Raw genomic sequence first — 14,553 nt, 5'->3', positions numbered from 1 at the left:
TGAAGTTGTCCAGGTTAACTGTCCGTAAGCTCCCGCATGCCATAAGATCGATAGGAACTTTTCAACGGGGAGCAGATGCATTTCCACAAGGCGGAATCAGCGTTTTTCGTCTTTATTTTTGTGATCCTGGCCGCCGGCCTGGTGACGCTTTACGCCTATGGACTCCTGCAAACCCTGGCGGCCGACATTAGCAATACGCCTTCGGAACTCGATGAAATCGTCTATCTCAACAAGCTGCTGTTTGCGATCGGCGTGCTGCTGGCGACTGCGCTGTTCTTCGGCATTTTCTTCATCTATCCGCTGATCCGAAAGCAGGCGACGGAAGAAGGCAAGCTGCGCGCGATGACAGTTTCACTCAGTGCGCGCTCGGAGACGCTGGAGCATGCGGCGCTGACCGACAGCCTCACCGGCATGCAGAATCGGCGCTATTTCGACGATGCGCTGAAAGAATATCTCGAGGAGTTTCGCCGCATCGAAAAACCAGTCGGGCTGATGATCCTCGATCTCGACCACTTCAAGCAGGTCAACGACAGCCACGGCCACGATGTCGGCGACGAGGTGTTGCGGGCCGTCGCCAACTGTCTCAAGGACATGACACGCTATCACGACGTGGTGGCGCGCCTGGGCGGCGAGGAGTTCGCGGTGGTCACGCCCAATATGGACGCCGAGCTGCTATCCAAATTCGCCGAGCGCATCCGCAAGGCGATCGCCAGCATGTCGGTGCTGACAGGCAATGTCCGACTGAAAATCACCACCAGCGTCGGGCTTGCCGTCTGGGACCGCAAGGAAACCGCCGAGGAGTTCTATCGCCGCGCCGACCGCCAGCTCTATGAGGCAAAGAGGCAAGGCCGCAACCGCGTCTGCGCCTGAATCCCGTCATTAAATTCGTGATGCTGGCCGTCTAGTGCCGTTTTCTGTGCTTCCGGTGCTCGCAGACCGACGTCGCCAAATAAGCTGAGACGGCGCCTTGCAAGGCTTGTGGGAGATAGAGGTGTTGCCGTGATCAAATCCGACCTCTCCGATCTTTACCGAGGCTATATTGCATGTCTGAACAAGCAGGATTGGCCAAATCTGGGGCAGTTTGTTCATGATGAAGCGATCCACAACGGTCGGCCGCTTGGATTATCCGGGTACCTCGAAATGTTGGAGAGAGACTTCGATGAAATTCCGGACCTTTACTTCGACATTCGGCTATTGGTTGCCGATCCGCCTTATATAGCGAGCCGGCTAAGCTTCAACTGCACCCCAAGGGGAACGTTCCTTGGGCTCGATGTAAGCGGGAAGAGAATTTGGTTTACCGAGAACGTATTCTATGAGTTTCAGAGAGGGAAAATTCGCCAGGTATGGTCCGTTATAGACAAGGCAGCCATCGAAGTTCAGCTTTGATGGTTGCCGACGCACCGATGAGGTCTGCCTAAACGTCGCTCGGCTCAATCGTTCTGGGGACGCAGGCCGAAGGTCGCCGGCTTGAGGCCGTAGCGCAAGTCGAAATCCTCGTCCCGCTGGGTACGTACGGCCGGCGGTTTGCGATAGTCGGAATCGCCGGCCTGCCGGCCCGGATCAATGACTTCCGCGAACGGCATTGCCTGTTGTGGTCTAGGCACGTTGCGCAGCCGTTCGACGATCGCAACGAGGTCGACATCGTTGCCGGTTTCGGAGGGCAAGGCGTCCTCGCGCTTGGCCGTGCCGGGGATCAAATCCTCGGAGAGTTTTTCGAACTTCATCCGCATCGTCGTCGCCACGCCTTCTCCGAAGGCGATGGCCTCGCGCTGGCCCATGGAGGAGAGGAACGCCAGCGTCGAAGCCGAGGAATCGGCGATCGCCGAGCGGATGATCGCCTGGTCCTGCTCATTGGCGAGCCGCATGGCGAAGAACGTCGAGCACTGCGACAGGATGGTCGGATCAAGCTCGCCCGGGCGCTGGGTGACGACACCGAGATAACAGCCATATTTGCGGCCTTCCTTGGCGATGCGCGACAGCGCGTGCCGGGTCGGCGCGAAACCGAGGCGGGGATCGGCCGGCATATAGCGATGCGCTTCCTCGCACAGGAAGAGCAGCCGCAAGCGGCCTTCGCTCCACAACGCCAGGTCGAACGCCAGCCGCGCCAGCACCGAGCATACGGAATTGACCACCTCGGACGGCATACCGGCCATTTCGAAGCAGGTCACCGGGCGGCCGTGATGCGGCACGCGGAAAATGTTGCCGATCGTCTCGTGAATGGTGTCCTCGATCAGGCGCGAGTTGAACATGAAACGGTAGCGCGGATCGGATGCCGCCGATTCGATACGTGTCTTCAGTGACCTGAGGGTTGGACGATCGTTCTTGCTTTCCAGCAATCCCATGCGTTCGTCGACCAGCTTGATGAGGTCGGCAATGCGATAGGGTACCGGCGCGTCGGCGGTCAGCGCGTCGGTGCTGCGCCGCAGGTAGTGGCCGGTGTTCGGATTGCGATAGAGGTTCTTGGCCGCGGGAATGAGATCGCGCAAGGCGTCGACCTCTTCCGGCACCGTCTCGCGGCCGCGAAACAGCACCTCGGCGAATTCCTCGAGTTTGAACATCCAGAAGGGCAGGTCGAGCGTCGTCGAATCGACCCTGAAGCAATATTCGGGCAAGGACGCGGCGAACTCGTTGTGTGGATCGAGGATCAGCACGCGCAGGTCGGGCCGGGCGGCAATCGACTTGCGCAAGAGCAGCGAGACGGCGGTCGATTTGCCGACCCCGGTGGTGCCGACAATGGCGAAATGGCGCGCCAGCGTATCGTCGATGGCAATATTGGCGTCGATAACCTCGTCCTGCGACAGCGTACCGATGGTGATCGAGTGACGCCCGGCGAGATCGTAGACGGCCTGCAGGTCGCGGCTGCGGATACGATGGGCAATGGCGCCGATATGCGGATAGGTCGTGATGCCGCGGTCGAACATCGGCTTGGCGCCGGGTTCGGCGCCGTCGCGCACCTCGCCAATCAATTCGATGCTGACCTCGATCGGATTCTGGCCCTCGCTGCTCCAGGCACGATCCGACTTGCCGATTTCGTAGACCAGTCCGACGGTTCGTGATGTACCGAGATTGATCGAGATCATCTTGCCGACGCTCCATAGGCCGGTGACCGTGCCTTCGATATCGTCGGCATAGGCGCTGATGGTGGCGCGCGCGCCATCGCATTGCACGACATTGCCCAGAATCCGCTTGTCGTTCTGCTCCGCCCTGCGGCGCTCCAGCAAAGTCGGTTCTCCAATGGAGGTTTCGCGTTCGACGAGCATGGACAGGCCGATCCCCTTTTCCCAAACAATGAGCCTAGGCGGATGGGGTTAAGGTGGGGTGAGGCCGGATGGTTTAGCGGACGTTAAGGGGTTTGCGAAAACTGGACGAAACGGCCGTTGCCCGAGCGCGGGATTTCGCTATAGTGGATGAATGGATAATATAGCGAACGATATCTCATCGACTATCGGCAGAAGGATACACGCCGAAAGGGTGGCTCGCAGCTGGTCCCTGGCGGATTTGGCGGAGCAGTCCGATGTCTCGAAAGCCATGCTGAGCACGATCGAGCGCGGCATGACGAGCCCGACGGCGGCACTCCTCGTGCGCATTGCGGCCGCGTTCGGCATGACGCTTTCCACTTTGATCGCAAGGGCGGAGTTGCAAGGCGGTGGCCTGCTTCGCGAACGTGACCAGCCGGTCTGGCGCGATCCGGCTACGGGTTATGTGCGGCGGCACCTTTCGCCGGTTTCGGACATGCCGCTCGAACTGATCCGGGTCAAACTGCCGGCGGGCGCCAAGGTGAGCTTCCCGGCGGCCTCCTATGCCTTCATCAGACAACAGATCTGGCTGATCTCCGGGCAGCTGGAATTCGTCGAGGGCGACATCGTTCACAGGCTCGAGCCCGGCGACTGCCTGGCGCTCGGCGCGCCATCCGATTGCGTCTTCCACGCTCCGGGGCCGGACGCCGCCGACTATCTGGTTGCGTTGGCCAGGAGCTGAGACGATGGCGCGCCGTCCGAAACGTTCCGACAATGGCGGTCCGCCGCTCGACGACTACGACGGTCCGCCTTGGGGCAAGGGAGACCCCTATATCTTTCTTGCCTGGCGGACCGCCCATGCCCAGGCATGGAAAGTGCCGAGCCGCGAGATCATGCTGATGCGGCTGGACAAGGCCGAGCGGCTAGGCCTGACCTATGAGGAATACACGCTCGAACTGCTGGAACGCGGGCGACATCTGCAAGAGGAAGACGCCGAGCGCATCGGAGAAATCCGCCGAGCCAGGAAGCGGAAGCGGACCAGTCATTTCGGCTGACGGTGCAGGCCATGCTGCCGCTCGATGCACTGCCGTTCCCGTTGCACACAGAGGAGACCACATGGATTCAATAGAAATCAACCTGCTCAGCAATACTGCCGGAACGAAAAAAATGCTGGTCGATTTGCTGATCGGCACGGTTGCCGCCGGCGGCTCGGTCAGCTTCATGCGTCCCTTGGCGCCGGAGATGGCTGCAGCCTTCTGGAACAAGTCGCTTCAGGCGGTCGCCAGAGGCGAAAGGGCGGTGCTCGGGGCCTGGAACGGCGAGGCTCTGATCGGCACCGTCACCGTGCTGCTCGACTGCCCTCCCAACCAGCCGCACCGGGCCGAGATCGCCAAGCTGATGACCCGTCTCAATTATCGCGGCAAGGGCGTCGCAACCCGCCTGATGGAGGCGGCGGAAGCCGTTGCCATGGAGAAAGGCCGCACGCTGTTGGTGCTGGACACGGCAAAAGAGGAGGGGGCTTCCGGCCTCTATGAAAAGCTCGGCTTCACGCTGGGCGGCGAAATACCAGATTATGCGCTGAAGCCGCATGGCGGGCTGACGGGCACCCTCATCTACTGGAAGCGCATTGGTACAGTCTGATATCTGGCCCGCGCACATTCGCCGTTGACAGCACCATCAAACCAATTCTATTGTCCGCGACCATGAAAACGGCACTCATTCTCGTAGGAAAGCGCGTGGGCAAGGCGGTGTAACCGCCAGGCGGTGACCTCCCATGCGCAAGACACAGGCTCCCTCGGGGGCCTTTTTTATTGCCCGAAACACGACTAAACGACCAGCAATCGCCCGATGGCGAACAGTACGGGACCAGACCGATGAGCAGTGGACAGAACGAGCGGCGCGAAACGCCAAGAACCGAGATGACTGGCGCCGAAATGGTGGTGCAGGCGCTGAAGGACAATGGCGTCAAGCATGTTTTCGGCTATCCGGGAGGCGCGGTTCTGCCAATCTACGATGAAATCTTCCAGCAGGACGAGGTCGAGCACATCCTCGTTCGCCACGAACAGGGCGCTGGCCACGCGGCGGAAGGCTATGCGCGCTCGACCGGCAAGGCCGGCGTCATGCTGGTGACCTCCGGGCCGGGCGCCACCAATGCGGTGACGCCATTGCAGGACGCGCTGATGGATTCGATCCCGCTGGTCTGCCTGACGGGCCAGGTACCGACGTCGCTGATCGGCTCGGATGCGTTCCAGGAGTGCGACACGGTCGGCATCACGCGGCCCTGCACCAAGCACAACTGGCTGGTGAAGGACGTCAACCAGCTCGCGGCAACGATCCACGAGGCCTTCCATGTGGCAACGACAGGGCGCCCCGGCCCGGTCGTCGTCGACATCCCGAAGGACGTTCAGTTCGCCAAGGGAATCTATGTTCCGCCGCAGACGGCGCCGCGCACCAGCTACCAGCCGAAGGTCCAGGGCGACCTGGAGAGGATCAAGGCGGCGGTCGAGCTGATGGCCGGCGCCAGGAAGCCGATCATCTATTCGGGCGGCGGCGTCATCAATTCCGGCCCGGAGGCGAGCCATCTGCTGCGCGAGCTGGTCGACCTGACCGGCTTCCCGATCACCTCGACGCTGATGGGCCTTGGCGCCTATCCGGCGTCGGGCAAGAACTGGATGGGCATGCTCGGCATGCACGGCACCTACGAAGCGAACATGGCGATGCACGATTGCGACGTCATGCTCTGCATCGGCGCGCGCTTCGACGACCGCATCACCGGGCGGCTGACAGCGTTTTCGCCGAATTCGAAGAAGATCCACATCGACATCGACCCGTCTTCGATCAACAAGAACGTCCATACCGACGTGCCGATCATCGGCGATGTCGGCCGTGTGCTGGAGGATCTTGTGCGACTGTGGCGGGCAACCGCCAAGGCCGACAAGAAGGCGCTTCACCCGTGGTGGGAGCAGATCGCCAAATGGCGCGCGCGCGATTCACTCGCCTACAAGATGAACCATGAGGTGATCATGCCGCAATATGCCGTCCAGCGGCTTTATGCGCTGACCAAAGACCTCGACACCTACATCACCACCGAGGTCGGCCAGCACCAGATGTGGGCGGCGCAGCACTATCATTTCGAGAAGCCGAACCGCTGGATGACCTCCGGCGGGCTGGGCACGATGGGCTACGGCCTGCCGGCCGCGCTCGGCGTGCAGATCGCGCACCCGGATGCGCTGGTCATCGATATCGCCGGCGACGCTTCGGTGCAGATGACGATGCAGGAGATGAGCGCGGCGGTACAGCACGAGGCGCCGATCAAGATCTTCATCCTCAACAACCAGTACATGGGCATGGTGCGGCAATGGCAGCAGCTGCTGCACGGCAACCGGCTGTCGCATTCCTATACCGAGGCGATGCCGGATTTCGTCAAGCTCGCCGAAGCCTATGGCGGCCACGGTATTCGCTGCGACAAGCCGGACGAGCTCGATGACGCCATCAAGGAGATGATCGCGGTCAAGAAGCCCGTCCTGTTCGATTGCCGCGTGGCGACGCTCGCCAACTGCTTCCCGATGATCCCGTCCGGCAAGGCGCATAACGAGATGCTGTTGCCTGATGAGGCGACCGACGAAGCTGTCGCCAACGCGATCGACGCCAAGGGCAGGGAACTGGTGTAGCCTGGTTCAAGGAAGCTGTGCGGAAACAGCAGATTAGCACAAAAGTTTGAAATCGAGATTCATGTCATGAACGCACAGTTGCAACCGACCGGCTCCGCCTATTTCATCGCCAAGGAGACGGAAAAACCAGAGAACCACACGCTTTCGGTCCTCGTCGACAACGAGCCGGGCGTGCTTGCCCGGGTCATCGGCCTGTTCTCCGGACGTGGCTACAACATCGAGAGCCTGACGGTCTCGGAAACCGAGCACGAAAAGCACCTGTCGCGCATCACCATCGTGACGCGCGGCACGCCGCACGTGCTGGAGCAGATCAAGCACCAGCTCGAGCGCATCGTGCCGGTGCATCGTGTCGTCGATCTCACTGTGCGATCGCAGGAATTCGGACAGGAGCGGCCACTGGAGCGGGAGCTCGCGCTGGTCAAGGTCGCCGGCACCGGCGAATCCCGCGTCGAGGCGCTCAGGCTCGCCGATGCATTCCGCGCCAGCGTCATCGACGCCAACACCGAGCATTTCATCTTCGAGATCACCGGTAAGGGTTCGAAGCTCGATCAGTTTATCGCCATCATGAAGCCGCTCGGGTTGGTCGAAATCTGCCGTACCGGAGTGGCGGCGATGAACCGCGGCCCGCAGGGGATGTAATCGTCCTGCTCGCATTGATTAGGGGAACGGCATGACCTTCGACGCATTCTTCGCCCTGCTGGTTTATGCCTTCGTGACCTCGATCACGCCGGGTCCGAACAATTTCATGCTTTTGGCCTCGGGTGTGAACTTCGGCTTGGTCAAGACCGTGCCACACATGCTCGGCATCGGCTTCGGCTTCCTCGTGCTGTTGCTTGCCGTAGGCTTCGGGCTTGGGGCCGTGTTGACGGCCTTTCCGGTGCTGCATACCGGGTTGAAGATCGCCGGCGGCCTCTACCTGCTTTATCTGGCCTGGAAGATCGCCATGTCGCGCTCGCTCGGCGGCGAAGGCGAGGCGAAGGGCCAGCCGATGCGCTTCATCGAGGCTGCGGCTTTCCAGTGGGTCAATCCTAAGGCCTGGGTGATGGCGATTACGGCCATGGCCGTCTATACCAATCCGGAACGCCCGTTTGTGTCCGTGGTGCTGATCGCGGCCGCTTTCGCCGTCGTCATGCTGCCGAGCATTTCGACTTGGGCCGGTTTCGGCATGGCGCTGCGCGGTTTTCTGGCTGATGCGGTGCGGCTCAAATGGTTCAACATCGCCATGGGCGTGATGCTTGCGGCGACGCTGTGGCCGATGCTGCGTTAGCTGCCGTTTTATTGTGCACTGCACATTAAATCTTCGTAATGACGGCTTTTGGCCCTTTTTCGCCTTCGGCATTCTCTATTATCTGGCAAAAGCGCGGCAAGAGGCTGCGAGTTGAGCTAGACTGCGGCCACCGGATAGCGGCGTGTCGGATCGAGAGGCCTTTTGTCGATGCGCGGAAAGATCGTATTTGCGGTGATTGCTGCAGCCTGCGTTGCCGCGGCGGCGTGGCCTTATCATTCGCCCACCGCAATGAGCGGTCTTCAGCAGATGCTGTCGGCGAAGCAGACGACGGCGGCGGCGGACAAGCCCGCTGCAGCGGCAAATGCCGCGCGTTCGACTTCGGTGGTTGCCGCCACCGCCTCGACGGCCGATTTCCCGGTCCGGCGCTATGCCATCGGCTTTGTGTCCTCTCCCGCCGTGGTCAGCATCAACGCACGGGTCTCAAGCCAGATCGTCGCAATCGCGGTCAAGGACGGACAGATGGTGAAGGCCGGCGACCTTCTGTTCTCGCTGGACGATCGCTCATTGAAGGCCCAATTGGCACGCGATCAGGCGACGCTCGCAAAAGACCAGGCGCTGCTTGCCAGCGCCACGGCCGATCTTCAGCGCGCCAAAAATCTCGTCGCCAGGCAGGCCGGAACACAGCAGACCTATGATCAGGCCGTCGCGGCGCAGAAATCCGCCGCGGCCACTGTCGACGCCGATAAGGCGACGATCGATGCGGACGAGGTCCAGCTTGGCTTTGCCACGATCAAAGCGCCGATTTCCGGCAGGCTTGGCGCGGTCAGCGTCGCGGTCGGCGACCTCGTCACCACCAGCAACGGCAGCAGCACGTCGACGCCGCTGGTGACGATCACGCAGGTCGACCCGCTGCAGGTGAACTTCAATCTTCCGGAAAGCGATCTTGCCTTACTGCACAAGGCGCTGGCGGCGCCGCAGCAAGGCGCGGTGACGCTGACCAAGGACGGCGACCCGAAGCCGATCGGCAAGGGAACGCTGGATTTCGTCGATTCCAGCGTGGACACGGCATCCGGCACCATCGCAACGCGGGCCAGCGTGCCCAACGCCGATCTTTCGCTGTGGCCGGGCCAATATGTAAATGTTGTGCTCGATGCCGGCATCATGCCGCAAATGACGTCCGTTCCGACGGTCGCCGTCCAGCCCAGCCAGAAGGGGCCGTTCGTCTATGTGATCAAGCCGGACAACACCGTTGAAATGCGGCCCGTGCAGGTCGCGCTGACAGAAGGCGCCAACACCGCGATCAGCCAAGGATTGGAAAGCGGCGAGCGTGTCGTCGTCGAAGGCCAGACCAAGCTGAAAAACGGCGCGGCGGTCCGCGAAGGCAAGGCCTCGACCGGTACCGACGACCAGGCGACTCCGAAGGTCGCGGAGGCCGACAGGACGGGCGGAACACAGCCATGATTTCCGAATTCTGCATCCGCAGGCCCGTCGCCACGCTGCTCATGTCGTTCGCCTTGGTTCTGGGCGGGCTATTTGCTTACAAATTCCTGCCGGTCGCGGCGCTGCCAAGCGCGGAATTTCCGGTTGTCAACGTCTCGGCCTCGCTGCCTGGGGCCTCGCCGGAAACCATGGCGACCTCGGTGGCAACGCCGCTGATCAAGCAGTTTGCCACTATCGCCGGCATCGATTCGATCTCGACGACCAATTCGCTCGGCACGACCTCGATCGCCATTCAGTTCGTGCTCAACCGCGACATCGATGCAGCCGCCGCCGATGTGCAGGCGGCGATCGCACGCACGCAACGACAATTGCCGCCGGAGATGACCAGCCCGCCGAGCTATCGCAAGGTCAATCCAGCCGACGCGCCGATCCTGCTGATGTCGCTGGTCAGCGACACCATTCCGCTGACCGATCTCGATGCCTTTGCCGAGAATGTGATTTCGCCGTCGCTGTCGACGATCGACGGCGTTGCGCAGGTTTCGATCTACGGCCAACAGAAATATGCCGTCCGCGTCCAGATCGATCCGACGGCGCTCGCCGCACGCGGCATCTCGATCGACCAGCTGCAGACGGCCATTGCCTCGGCCAACAGCAACACGCCGCTCGGTGTGCTCAAGAACAACAAACAGCAGCTGACCATCACGGCGAACACGCAGCTGACCAACGCGGCGGGATTCTCCAACATCATCATCGCCACCAAGAACGGCCATCCGGTGCGGCTCGGCGAGGTGACCCGCGTCATCGATTCGGTCGAGACCACGACGACGGCAAGCTGGTATGACGGCACCCGCGCCATCATCATGGCGGTGCAGCGTCAGCCGGATGCCAATACCGTCGATGTCGTCGACCGCGTCAAGGCGATGCTGCCTTCCTTCGAGGGTCAGATGCCGGCAGCTGCGAGCATCCAGTTGCTCAACGATCGCTCGACATCGATCCGCGAGGCGGTCGACGACGTGCAGTTCACGCTCCTGCTCACTATCGCGCTGGTGGTGATGGTGATCTTCCTGTTCCTGCGCCGGGTGACGGCGACGGTGATCCCGGCCGTGGCGGTGCCGATTTCGCTCATCGCCACTCTGGGCGTGATGTACCTGTTCGGCTTTTCCATCGACAACATCTCGCTGATGGGACTGACGCTGGCGGTCGGCCTTGTCGTCGACGACGCCATTGTCATGCTGGAAAATATCTTCCGGCATATGGAGGAGGATGGGCTCTCGGCAATGGAGGCGTCGCTCAAGGGCGCCCGCGAAATCGGCTTCACCATCATCTCGATCTCGATCTCGCTGGTCGCCGTGTTCATTCCCGTGCTTTTGATGGGCGGCGTGATCGGGCGCATCTTCAACGAGTTCGCGGTGGTGGTGACGGTCGCCATCCTGGCATCGATGTTCGTCTCGCTGACGCTGACGCCGATGCTGTGCTCGCGGCTATTGTCGTTATCGAAAGCCGAGCAGAAAGCAGCGCACGGTGAAGGCCATAGACAAAACGTCTTCATGCGGGGCTATGACCGGCTGCTGACATTCTGCCTGCGCCACAATTTCCTGGTTTTCCTTGTCTTCCTGGTAACCGCCGGGCTGTCGGTGTGGCTGATCCAGATCTCGCCGAAGGGCTTCTTCCCGCAGGAGGATATCGGCCAGGTCTCGGTGACGACCATCGCGCGCCAGGACATCTCCTTCGACGCCATGGTCAAGTTGCAGGGGCAAGTGGCTGATGTCTTCTCCCATTCGCCCTATGTCGCGCATGTCGGCTGGTCGGCGGGCAGTGGAAACAATGCGCTCAACCAAGGCCAGCTGTTTGTACAGCTGAAAGACAAGGACCAGCGCCCCAATATCGACAAGGTGCTTGCGGATCTGCGGCGCCAGCTTGCCAATGTGTCCGGCATCGAAACCTACATGCAACCGGTGCAGAACCTGCGGCTCGGCGCGCGCGCTTCGGCGAGTGCCTACCAGCTTGCCGTGCAGGGCCTCGATACCGGCCTGACGAACGTCTGGGCGCAAAAGTTGACGGACGCGATGGCTGCCGATCATGGCGCCTTCACCGATGTCACCAATGACCTGCAGAACAACGCGTTGCAGGCGACGCTGGTGATCGACCGCGACAAGGCAGCGACGCTTGGCGTCGATACCGACACGTTGCGCTCCAGCCTCTATGGCGGTTTCGGCACCCAGCAGGTGTCGACCATCTTCGGTTCGGCCGACAGCTATAAAGTGGTCATGGAGCTCGATCCGAAGATCGAGTGGTCGCCAGAGCGGATGCTGGCCATCAAGGTGAGAACGGCAAGCGGCAGCCTGGTGCCGCTCGGCGCCTTCGCCCGTGTCGATCGGACCGCCGGCGCTTTGACCGTCAATCAGCTCGGCCAGCTTCCGGCAGTGACCATTTCCTACAATCTGCCGCAAGGCGTGGCCCTCGGCGACAGCGTGAGCCACATCAATGCGCTGAAGGACAAGATCGGCATGCCGCCGACGATCTCGACCGCCTTCTCGGGCACGGCGAAGACGTTCCAGGATTCGCTTTCCAACCAGGGGCTGCTGATCGGCGGCGCGATCCTGACCATCTATATCGTGCTCGGCATGCTCTATGAGAGCTTTATCCATCCGCTTACCATCCTGACCGGGCTTCCGTCGGCGGTGCTCGGCGCGCTGGTGGCGCTGCGGCTGGCGGGGATGGATTTGTCGGTGATCGCGGTGATCGGCATCCTGATGCTGATCGGCATCGTCAAGAAGAACGGCATCATGATGATCGACGTGGCGCTGGAACTCAGGCGCGAGGGGATGTCGCCTGTCGAATCCATCCACAAGGCCTGCCTGATGCGCTTCCGGCCGATCATGATGACTACGCTTGCCGCGCTGATGGGTACCATCCCGATCGCGCTCGGCACTGGCGCCAGCGCGGAATTGCGCCAGCCTCTCGGCGTGGCGGTGGTCGGCGGCCTCGTCGCCTCGCAGGCACTGACGCTGTTCGTCACCCCAGTCATCTACGTTTACATGGAGCATTTTTCCGGCTGGCTGGTCAGGCTGTGGACGGGGCGCCGGGGCGAGCCGAGTCCGGTCGAGGCGGTCGACCAGCCGTCGCTGTTTAACGACGAGGAAGAACCGGTGCCGCAGAAGGCGGCAGCTGAATAGCGCTGGCCCAAGCCGTGGTGCTTGCGGCCGGGTGTCCGCGATCGTAATTTGACGCCATGCAGCATAATCACGACCACGACAACGAGTTCGATCCGTTCGCGGCGCGGGTGCGCGCGCTGGAGACAATTCTCACCCGCAAGGGGCTGATCGATCCAGCGGCGATCGACGTTATCGTCGACACCTACGAGACCAAGATCGGCCCGCGCAACGGGGCAAAGGTGGTGGCGAAGGCCTGGGTTGATCCCGGGTTTGCCGCATGGCTGAAGCGTGATGCGACGGCGGCCATCGAATCGCTCGGCTACACCGGCCGGCAAGGCGAGCACATGCAGGCGGTGTTCAACACGGCCGACACGCACAACCTCGTCGTCTGCACACTATGCTCCTGCTATCCGTGGTCGGTGCTCGGCCTGCCGCCGGTCTGGTACAAGGCGCCGCCCTACCGTTCGCGCGCGGTGATCGATCCGCGCGGTGTGCTCGAGGAATTTGGGCTGAGCTTGCCGGCAACGACAACAATCCGGGTGTGGGATTCGACCGCCGAGCTGCGCTATCTGGTGGTGCCGATGCGGCGCAGGGACACAGAGGGCTGGGATGAGGCGCGGCTCGCCGATCTGGTGACGCGCGATGCCATGATCGGCACGGCGCTGGCGCGGGAACCGGCATGAACGGGCCGCAGGATCTCGGCGGCCAGATGGGTTTCGGGCCGGTCGCGCCTGAACAGGACGAACCCTATTTCCATGCCGATTGGGAAAGGCGGGCGCTGGGGGTGACGTTGTGCGCCGGCGCCATGGGCGCCTGGAACATCGACGAGAGCCGGCACGCGCGGGAATCGCTGCACCCGGCCGACTACTATACGTCGAGTTATTACGAAATCTGGATCAAGGCGCTGGAGGTGTTACTCAAACGCCATGGTTTCGTCAGCGACCGCGATCTGGCCAGGGGCGATGCGGTCGACCCGGTAGCGACACCCAAGCGGGTCCTGAAGGCGCAAGACGTTTCGGCGGTGCTGGCCAAGGGCGGGCCTTGCGACCGGCCGGTCGCCGCCTTGCCGCGATTCAAGGCAGGCGACCTCGTGCGAACCAGGAACTTTCATCCGACCGGCCACACCAGGCTGCCGCGTTACGCGCGCGGCAAGCGAGGCGTCATCGAGGCCATGCGTGACGGCTTTGTCTTTCCCGACACCAATGCTCACGGTCAGGGCGAAAACCCGCAATGGGTCTATACGGTGGCTTTCACCGGCAGCGAAATCTGGGGCGAGGGCGCCGACCCGAAACTTGTCGTGTCCATCGATGCCTGGGAGAGCTACCTTGAACCGGCGTGAGACGGGCTCAGCCGCCACCGCGCTGCCCGCTGGTGTCGAGGCGCCAGTCTTCGCCCAGCCGTGGCAAGCAGAGGCGTTCGCCATGACGGTGGCGCTACACGACAACGGGCTGTTTTCGTGGAGCGAATGGGCGGACGCCTTGTCGGCCGAGGTGAAGCGGCCGGGCGCCGCGCGCGACGGTCATGACTATTACGAGCACTGGCTGGCCGCGCTAGAAAAGCTGCTTTCGGCCAAAGGCGTTGCCGGTAGGAGCGACGTCGACAGCCTTGCTGCTGCCTGGGAACGGGCCGCGCATGCTACGCCGCATGGCAAGCCGATCCTGCTGGAGAACGATCCACAGCGGGCTGGGTAAGCTGTCGTCGCCCGGCGTTGTTCTCTTTACGTTCCTCTTCGTCGCTGATAGCCTGGCCCTGTCGCAGCAGCGTAATTGCAGGCGATGAAGTTGATGGTGACGGCAGTCACCTTGTCTTTCCCTCGCGAATCC

Annotated in this window: 14 protein-coding genes; 13 read left to right on the top strand and 1 reads right to left on the bottom strand. The window is 62.0% G+C overall.

Annotated elements, in window-relative coordinates; translation table 11 throughout:
* Positions 1–75: 75 nt before the first annotated feature.
* On the top strand, positions 76–870 hold the full coding sequence (locus NKI01_RS09590; protein ID WP_023720804.1) for a GGDEF domain-containing protein: 795 nt from the start codon (positions 76–78) through the stop codon (positions 868–870).
* Between the two features lie 129 nt (positions 871–999).
* Positions 1,000–1,386, top strand: coding sequence for an ester cyclase (locus NKI01_RS09585; protein WP_023720803.1), 387 nt, complete (start codon positions 1,000–1,002; stop codon positions 1,384–1,386).
* Positions 1,387–1,430: 44 nt separating this feature from the next.
* Here NKI01_RS09585 and NKI01_RS09580 read toward each other — a convergent pair whose 3' ends face one another.
* Positions 1,431–3,260, bottom strand: a complete 1,830-nt coding sequence (locus NKI01_RS09580; protein ID WP_352962974.1) for an ATP-binding protein — start codon at positions 3,258–3,260, stop codon at positions 1,431–1,433.
* A gap of 151 nt (positions 3,261–3,411) precedes the next feature.
* Here NKI01_RS09580 and NKI01_RS09575 point away from each other — a divergent pair, with 151 nt between their 5' ends.
* The 11 genes from NKI01_RS09575 to NKI01_RS09525 all read left to right on the top strand — a co-directional run bounded on the left by NKI01_RS09575 (position 3,412) and on the right by NKI01_RS09525 (position 14,421).
* Entirely contained in the window at positions 3,412–3,978 is a 567-nt protein-coding gene (locus NKI01_RS09575; protein WP_352788450.1) for a helix-turn-helix domain-containing protein, read from the top strand.
* A 4-nt stretch (positions 3,979–3,982) separates the two neighbouring features.
* The gene (locus NKI01_RS09570; RefSeq protein WP_352547049.1) at positions 3,983–4,291 is read left to right on the top strand and encodes a hypothetical protein; all 309 of its coding nucleotides are present in this window, start codon (positions 3,983–3,985) and stop codon (positions 4,289–4,291) included.
* A 61-nt stretch (positions 4,292–4,352) separates the two neighbouring features.
* Positions 4,353–4,877: a GNAT family N-acetyltransferase gene (locus tag NKI01_RS09565; protein ID WP_352788447.1), complete on the top strand. Its 525-nt coding sequence runs from the start codon at positions 4,353–4,355 to the stop codon at positions 4,875–4,877.
* 233 nt (positions 4,878–5,110) lie between these two features.
* Positions 5,111–6,907 (top strand): acetolactate synthase 3 large subunit, encoded by a 1,797-nt coding sequence (locus NKI01_RS09560; protein ID WP_352860183.1) that lies wholly within the window; start codon positions 5,111–5,113, stop codon positions 6,905–6,907.
* A gap of 66 nt (positions 6,908–6,973) precedes the next feature.
* The gene (gene ilvN, locus NKI01_RS09555; protein ID WP_023720797.1) at positions 6,974–7,546 is read left to right on the top strand and encodes an acetolactate synthase small subunit; all 573 of its coding nucleotides are present in this window, start codon (positions 6,974–6,976) and stop codon (positions 7,544–7,546) included.
* A gap of 31 nt (positions 7,547–7,577) precedes the next feature.
* Complete coding sequence (locus tag NKI01_RS09550; protein WP_352483004.1) at positions 7,578–8,174, top strand: LysE family translocator; 597 nt, start codon at positions 7,578–7,580, stop codon at positions 8,172–8,174.
* Between the two features lie 168 nt (positions 8,175–8,342).
* Positions 8,343–9,596 carry an efflux RND transporter periplasmic adaptor subunit gene (locus NKI01_RS09545; RefSeq protein WP_352962970.1) on the top strand — a complete coding sequence of 418 codons (1,254 nt, stop codon included), beginning with the start codon at positions 8,343–8,345 and terminating at the stop codon, positions 9,594–9,596.
* The gene (locus NKI01_RS09540; protein ID WP_352962967.1) at positions 9,593–12,751 is read left to right on the top strand and encodes an efflux RND transporter permease subunit; all 3,159 of its coding nucleotides are present in this window, start codon (positions 9,593–9,595) and stop codon (positions 12,749–12,751) included. Before NKI01_RS09545 ends, NKI01_RS09540 begins: the two co-directional genes overlap by 4 nt.
* Before the next feature lie 56 nt (positions 12,752–12,807).
* Positions 12,808–13,413 (top strand): nitrile hydratase subunit alpha, encoded by a 606-nt coding sequence (nthA, locus tag NKI01_RS09535; RefSeq protein WP_352962964.1) that lies wholly within the window; start codon positions 12,808–12,810, stop codon positions 13,411–13,413.
* Positions 13,410–14,069, top strand: a complete 660-nt coding sequence (nthB, locus tag NKI01_RS09530) for a nitrile hydratase subunit beta (RefSeq protein WP_352962961.1) — start codon at positions 13,410–13,412, stop codon at positions 14,067–14,069. The genes nthA and nthB overlap by 4 nt, the downstream gene beginning before the upstream one ends.
* Positions 14,056–14,421 carry a nitrile hydratase accessory protein gene (locus NKI01_RS09525; protein WP_352844454.1) on the top strand — a complete coding sequence of 122 codons (366 nt, stop codon included), beginning with the start codon at positions 14,056–14,058 and terminating at the stop codon, positions 14,419–14,421. The genes nthB and NKI01_RS09525 overlap by 14 nt, the downstream gene beginning before the upstream one ends.
* Positions 14,422–14,553: the final 132 nt, after the last annotated feature.

The organism is Mesorhizobium sp. M0815 (assembly GCF_040319995.1).
Taxonomy (GTDB): domain Bacteria; phylum Pseudomonadota; class Alphaproteobacteria; order Rhizobiales; family Rhizobiaceae; genus Mesorhizobium.
Note: the sequence above shows the minus strand (reverse complement) of the source record. Positions and strands in the feature narration are given on the sequence as shown.

Coding starts and splice junctions, on each gene's coding strand:
- NKI01_RS09590 (WP_023720804.1), top strand. CDS start 76: ATGCATTTCCACAAGGCGGAATCAGCGTTTTTCGTCTTTATTTTTGTG.
- NKI01_RS09580 (WP_352962974.1), bottom strand. CDS start 3,260: ATGCTCGTCGAACGCGAAACCTCCATTGGAGAACCGACTTTGCTGGAG.
- NKI01_RS09575 (WP_352788450.1), top strand. CDS start 3,412: ATGGATAATATAGCGAACGATATCTCATCGACTATCGGCAGAAGGATA.
- NKI01_RS09570 (WP_352547049.1), top strand. CDS start 3,983: ATGGCGCGCCGTCCGAAACGTTCCGACAATGGCGGTCCGCCGCTCGAC.
- NKI01_RS09565 (WP_352788447.1), top strand. CDS start 4,353: ATGGATTCAATAGAAATCAACCTGCTCAGCAATACTGCCGGAACGAAA.
- NKI01_RS09560 (WP_352860183.1), top strand. CDS start 5,111: ATGAGCAGTGGACAGAACGAGCGGCGCGAAACGCCAAGAACCGAGATG.
- ilvN (WP_023720797.1), top strand. CDS start 6,974: ATGAACGCACAGTTGCAACCGACCGGCTCCGCCTATTTCATCGCCAAG.
- NKI01_RS09550 (WP_352483004.1), top strand. CDS start 7,578: ATGACCTTCGACGCATTCTTCGCCCTGCTGGTTTATGCCTTCGTGACC.
- NKI01_RS09545 (WP_352962970.1), top strand. CDS start 8,343: ATGCGCGGAAAGATCGTATTTGCGGTGATTGCTGCAGCCTGCGTTGCC.
- NKI01_RS09540 (WP_352962967.1), top strand. CDS start 9,593: ATGATTTCCGAATTCTGCATCCGCAGGCCCGTCGCCACGCTGCTCATG.
- nthA (WP_352962964.1), top strand. CDS start 12,808: ATGCAGCATAATCACGACCACGACAACGAGTTCGATCCGTTCGCGGCG.
- nthB (WP_352962961.1), top strand. CDS start 13,410: ATGAACGGGCCGCAGGATCTCGGCGGCCAGATGGGTTTCGGGCCGGTC.